Below are 5,881 nucleotides of genomic sequence, written 5' to 3' on the forward strand. Positions count from 1 at the left end.
AAGGAGTTGGTAGAATGTTTTGTCTTCCTAAGACCGCTTGGCCCCCGACTTCGCGGGTGCGGGCTGCGCCGGAACCGGCGCCGGGACCGGCGCGGGGGCCGGCGCCGGGGCCGGGGGCGGGGCGTACGGCATCCGCTGCTTCCGGGGGATCTCCAGGTCGAAGTCGCTCGCCGGCACGTCCCACAGCGCGTCCCTGGTGTACGCGCCCCAGATCTTCGCCGGCACCCCGCCGCCGCTGATCCGGTCCTCCCCCAGCACCCCGTGCAGCGACTTCTGCGCACCGGTCTGCGGGTCCTGCCCCATCACCCCGACGACCGTCGCCAGCTCCGGGGTGTAGCCCGCGAACCACGCCGAGCGGTCGTGCTCGCCGGTGCCGGTCTTGCCGGCCGCCGGCCGCCCGGCGAGCTGCGCCTCCTCGCCGGAGCCCCGCTCGACGACGCTCTGCAGCATCGCGGTCGTCGCGTCCGCCGCCGTGCGGGAGATCACGGGGTGCGGGCGCCGCGGCGGCAGCTGGAAGATCTCGCCGTTGCGGCTGAGCTTGTCGACGAGCCGGTAGCCGCCGTGGTCGCCGTGGCCGGCGAGGGTGGCGTACGCCTGCGCGAGGTCGAGCGCGCTGGGGGTGGCGGTGCCGAGGCCGATGGAGGGGTGGTCCTTCAGCTCCGGGGTGCGCGGCGGCAGGCCGAGCCGGATCGCGGTGCCGCGGACCTTCTCCGGGCCGACGTCCTGGGCCATCTGCGCGTAGACGGAGTTGACCGACTGGTTGGTGGCGTCGGCGACGTTGATGCGGCCGTAGGAGACGTCGTCCTGGTTGTCCGGCGCGTAGCGCAGCGGCTTGCCCTTCCTGCCGATCACCCTGCGGTCGGAGTCGCCGTCGTACACGGTCCGCGGCGTGATCCGCCTGCCCTCCCAGTTCTTCGCCTTCTCCTGCACGGCGGCGGCGAAGACGAACGGCTTGAAGGTGGAGCCGGCCTGGTAGTCGCGGCGGGTGGCGTTGCTGACGTACTGCTGCGTGTAGTCCGTGCCGCCGTACAGGGCGACGACCTTGCCGCTCTCGACGTCGATGGAGGCGCCGCCGACGCGGACGTAGGAGTCGGCGGGGTTGGACTCCGGGTCGAGCCGGTAGGTCAGCTGCTCGTCCACGGCGGCGACGAAGGCGTCCTGCTTGTCGGGCTGCAGCGTGGTGACGATGCGGAAGCCGCCGGCGGCGAGGGTCTTCTCGTCGATGATGCGGTGCTCGACGAGGTAGCTGTTGATGGCCTCGACGAGGTAGCCGCGCTGCCCGGACAGGCCGGGGTCGAGCCGGGTCTCCTCGGGCACGGGGAACTCCGTGCGCTCGCGCGTGCGGGACGCCAGCCAGCCCTCCTTGACCATGCCGTCCAGGACGTAGTTCCAGCGGGCCTCGGCGGCGGGCCGGTTGCCGGGGTGCACGGTGACGTCGTACGTGCTCGGGGCCTGCAGCAGGGTCGCGAGGTACGCGCCCTCGGCGACGGTCAGCTCCTCGACGTCCTTGTCGTAGTACGCCCGGGCGGCGGCCTGCACGCCGTAGGCGTTGCGGCCGAAGTAGCTGGTGTTGAGGTAGCCCTCCAGGACGTCGTCCTTGGAGACCTCGCGGTCCAGCTTGATGGCGATGAACGCCTCGCGGAGCTTGCGGCTGATCGTCTGGTCCTGGTCGAGGTAGTAGTTCTTCACGTACTGCTGGGTGATGGTCGAGCCGGACTGGGTGCCCTTGCCGGTCAGGGTGTTGAAGCCGGCCCGGACCATCGCCGCCGGGTTGACGGCGGAGTCGGAGTAGAACTCGCGGTCCTCGGCGGCCAGCACGGCCATGCGCACGTGGTCGGGGACGCGCTGCAGCTGCACGCTCTCCCGGTCGACCTCGCCCTTGACGGCGAGTTTGGAGCCGTCCGCGTAGAAGTAGTGGTTGCTCTGGGCGGTCGCCATCTCGTTGGGCCGCGGGACGTCGACGGCCAGGTAGCCGACGGCGAACGCCCCGGAGGCCAGCGCCAGCGTGAGCATCGCGGCGCCCAGCAGCACCTTCCACCAGCTCCTGCGGTACGCGCGCCGCCGGGGCCACCGCAGCCGCCGGGGCGGCGCGGGCGGGGCGGGCGCGTCCGGCGCCTCGGGCGCCTCGGGCGGGGGTGCCGGTTCGCCGTCCGTCCCGCGGCCGGCTTCCGTCCCGCGGTCGTCTTCCGGCTCCTCGTCGGGGCCGAAGCTCCGGGTGCCCTGTCGCGTGTCCGTGTGGCTCATCTGCAGTCCGTGGGCTCGTTCTGTCGTCTGATATGACACTCACGACGCAGTTTGTCATTAATAATGCAGATTGCCGGGAGGCGTGGATAACCGGTCGCAGGGCTCAACCCGACTGGTCTAGAGTCGGTTCCTTTGCGCCAGGAGCGGGGGTGGGAGATGCGCGGCACGGACGCGTGGCGGGACGCGCCCGTCGTGCACACCGTGCGGCTGTACGGGCTGGTGGCGGCCGGCGGCTTCCGCCGGTTCTCGACGTACCGCGCGGCCACCGCGGCCGGCGTCTTCACCAACACCGTCTTCGGCTTCATCCTCGCGTACACCTTCGTCGCGCTCTGGCACGAGCGCCCGCAGCTCGGCGGCTACGACCAGGCCCAGGCGCTCACCTTCGTCTGGGTCGGCCAGGCGCTGCTCGCGCCCGCCGCGCTGCTCGGCTTCGGCTTCCAGGAGGAGCTGCAGGAGCGCATCCGCAGCGGCGACGTGGCCGTCGACCTCTACCGGCCCGCGGACCTGCAGCTGTGGTGGTGCGCCCACGACCTGGGCCGCGCGGCCTTCCAGCTGCTCGGCCGGGGCGTGGTCCCGATGGCCGTGGGGGCGCTGGCGTTCGAGCTGGCGCTGCCGGCGGCGGCGGGCACCTGGCTGCTGTTCCTGCTCGCCGTGACGCTGGGCTGCCTGGTCAGCTTCGCGATTCGCTACCTCGTCGGGCTGGCCGCGTTCTGGCTGCTCGACGGCCAGGGGATCAACCTCCTCAACTCGCTGGTGGCGATGCTCCTGTCCGGCACCCTGCTGCCGCTGACCGTCTTCCCGGGCGCCTTCGGCGACATCGCGCAGGCGCTGCCGTGGGCGGCGATGCTCCAGGTCCCCGCCGACGTGCTGCTCGGCCGGCACACCGGCGCGGGCGTCGCCGGGGCGCTGGCGTTCCAGGCGGCGTGGGCGGTGGCGCTGCTGGCCGCCGGGCGGGCGCTGCAGTCGGTCGCGACGCGCAGGGTGGTGGTGCAGGGTGGCTGAGGCGGCCGCGGGCATCCGGGGGTACGGGCTGATCGTCGCCATGTGGGTGCGGACGACGATGGCGTACCGCCTGTCGTTCGCCATGACCGCCCTCGGCAACCTGCTGATGACCGCCGCCGACTTCGCGGCGATCGCGATCATGTTCTCGCACACCGACGTGCTCGGCGGCTTCACGTTCGCCGAGGTCGCGCTCCTGTACGGCACCACGTCCACCTCCCTCGGCCTGGCCGACCTGCTGCTGGGCAACCTCGACCGGATCGGCCGCCGGATCCGCGACGGCACGATGGACACGCTGCTCGTCCGGCCGGTGCCGGTGTTCGCGCAGATAGCCGCCGACCGCTTCGCGCTGCGCCGGATCGGCCGGGTGCTCCAGGGCCTGATCGTGCTGGTCTGGTCGCTGACGGCGCTGGACGGCGTGGCGTGGACGCCGGTCGCGGTGCTGCTGGTGCCGGTGATGGTGCTGGCGGGGGCCGCGATCTACGGGGCGGTGTTCACGTGCGGCGCCGCGTTCCAGTTCTGGGCCACCGACGCGGCGGAGGTGCAGAACTCGTTCACGTACGGCGGCAACACGCTGACCCAGTACCCGCCGACGATCTTCAGCAAGGAGCTGGTGCGCGGCGTGACGTTCGTCGTGCCGCTGGCGTTCGTGAACTGGCTGCCGGCCCTGCGCGTGCTCGGCCGGGACGACCCGCTGGGCCTGCCCGGCTGGGTGGACTTCGCCTCGCCGCTGGTCGCCGCCGCGTGCTGCGCGCTGGCCGGGCTGGCGTGGCGCACGGGGCTGCGCGGCTACCGCAGCACGGGAAGCTGAACCGGACGGGACGAGGGAGGAACGCGTGATCGAGGTCGAGGACCTGGAGAAGGTCTTCGTCGTACGCCGCCGGGCGGGCCGGCTGCGCCGTACGAAGCACGAGGTGCGCGCCGTCGGCGGCATCAGCTTCGCCGTGCCGCGCGGCGAGGTCGTCGGCTACATCGGCCCCAACGGCGCGGGCAAGTCCACCACCATCAAGATGCTCACCGGCATCCTCACCCCCAGCTCGGGCCGGCTGCGCGTCGCCGGCATCGACCCCTCCCGCGAGCGGACCCGGCTGGCCCGGCGCATCGGCGTCGTCTTCGGCCAGCGCACCACCCTGTGGTGGGACCTGCCGCTGCTCGACTCGTACCGGCTGATGCGCCGCATGTACCGCATACCCGACGACCGCTACCGCGCCAACCTGGAGCGCTGCACCGAACAGCTGGGCCTGGGCGAGCTGCTGGAGGTGCCGGTGCGGCAGCTGTCCCTCGGCCAGCGGATGCGCGGCGACATCGCGGCGGCCCTGCTGCACGACCCCGAGGTGCTGTACCTGGACGAGCCGACGATCGGTCTCGACGTGCTGAGCAAGGCGAAGGTGCGGGAGTTCCTGCGCGAGCTGAACGCCGACCGCGGCACGACGGTGCTGCTCACCACGCACGACCTGTCCGACATCGAGCAGCTGTGCCGGCGGGTGATGGTCATCGACCACGGCCGGCTGATGTACGACGGCGGCCTCGACGGGCTGCACGCGGTCGGCGAGAGCGAGCGGATGCTCGTCGTGGACCTGGAGCGCGAGCTGCCGCCCATCGACGTCGCCGGCTGCCGGACCGTGCGGGTGGAGGGCCCGCGGCAGTGGCTCGCGTTCCCCGCCGGGGCCAGCGCGGCGCCGCTCGTCGCGGAGGTGGCCGAGCGGTGGCCGCTGGTGGATCTCTCGGTGCGGGAACCCGACATCGAGGACGTCATCGCCCGCATGTACGCATAGGCTCGTTCCCATGACGAGCGATGAGCACCTGCCGGAGCTGCGGGCCTCGGACGCCGACCGGGACCGGGTCGCCGCGGTCCTGCGCGACGCGCTGGCGGAGGGCCGGCTCGCCATGGACGAGTTCGAGGAGCGGCTGGAGGAGACGTACCGGGCGAAGACCTACGCCCAACTGGAGCCGCTCACCCGCGACCTGCCCGCGGCGGGGGGCCCGCCCGCGGTCCCCGCCGGGGGCGGGACCGCGCCGGCGGGCCGGCCGGCGGCGGGCTGGGCCGGGCGCATCGGCGGCGAGGCGACGTCCCGCAGGGGCATCGCCGTCATGAGCGGCTTCGAGCGCAAGGGGCGCTGGACGGTGCCGCGGCGCTTCACGATGTTCTCGTTCTGGGGCGGCGGCGAACTCGACCTGCGCGAGGCGGACTTCGAGGCCGCGGAGGTGGAGATCCGCTGCATCATGATCATGGGCGGGGCCAACGTGACCCTCCCGCCCGACATCGCCCTGGAGGTCCGCGGCATCGGCGTCATGGGCGGCTTCGACCACTCCCACACCGGCGTCCCCCACACCCCCGGCACCCCGCGCGTCACGATCACCGGCTTCGCCCTCTGGGGCGGCGTGGGCACGAGCCGGAAGAAGACCAAGGCGGCCCGCCGCGCGGAGGCGGAGGCGGCCAGGGAACAGCGCCGGGTGGCCAGGGAGGAGCGGCGGCTCGCCAGGGAGGAGCGGCGCCTGGCGCGCGAGGAGCAGCGCCGCAAGCGCCTGGAGTAGGCCCGGACCCGGCCCGGCGGGCCGGGCGCGGGCAGGTGGCCGCCGCCCAGTGGTACGGCGCGTCCGGCCGGGCGGGGGCAGGCCCGCCGCCCTAGCGACCGGG

Annotated in this window: 4 protein-coding genes; all 4 read left to right on the forward strand. The window is 73.2% G+C overall.

The window, feature by feature from the left end:
• Positions 1-2,400 precede the first annotated feature (2,400 nt).
• From ABD317_RS32735 to ABD317_RS32750, 4 genes are read left to right on the forward strand one after another with little or no spacing between them, the layout of a single operon-like run.
• Entirely contained in the window at positions 2,401-3,246 is an 846-nt protein-coding gene (locus ABD317_RS32735) for an ABC transporter permease (protein ID WP_344294805.1), read from the forward strand.
• The gene (locus ABD317_RS32740; protein ID WP_344294807.1) at positions 3,239-4,054 is read left to right on the forward strand and encodes an ABC transporter permease; all 816 of its coding nucleotides are present in this window, start codon (positions 3,239-3,241) and stop codon (positions 4,052-4,054) included. Before ABD317_RS32735 ends, ABD317_RS32740 begins: the two co-directional genes overlap by 8 nt.
• Before the next feature lie 25 nt (positions 4,055-4,079).
• Positions 4,080-5,018 (forward strand): ABC transporter ATP-binding protein, encoded by a 939-nt coding sequence (locus ABD317_RS32745; RefSeq protein WP_344294809.1) that lies wholly within the window; start codon positions 4,080-4,082, stop codon positions 5,016-5,018.
• 10 nt (positions 5,019-5,028) lie between these two features.
• The gene (locus tag ABD317_RS32750) at positions 5,029-5,778 is read left to right on the forward strand and encodes a DUF1707 SHOCT-like domain-containing protein (RefSeq protein WP_344294811.1); all 750 of its coding nucleotides are present in this window, start codon (positions 5,029-5,031) and stop codon (positions 5,776-5,778) included.
• Positions 5,779-5,881 lie beyond the last annotated feature (103 nt).

Origin of the sequence: Streptomyces synnematoformans, from assembly GCF_039531005.1 — a bacterium.
Taxonomy (GTDB): Bacteria; Actinomycetota; Actinomycetes; order Streptomycetales; family Streptomycetaceae; genus Streptomyces; species Streptomyces synnematoformans.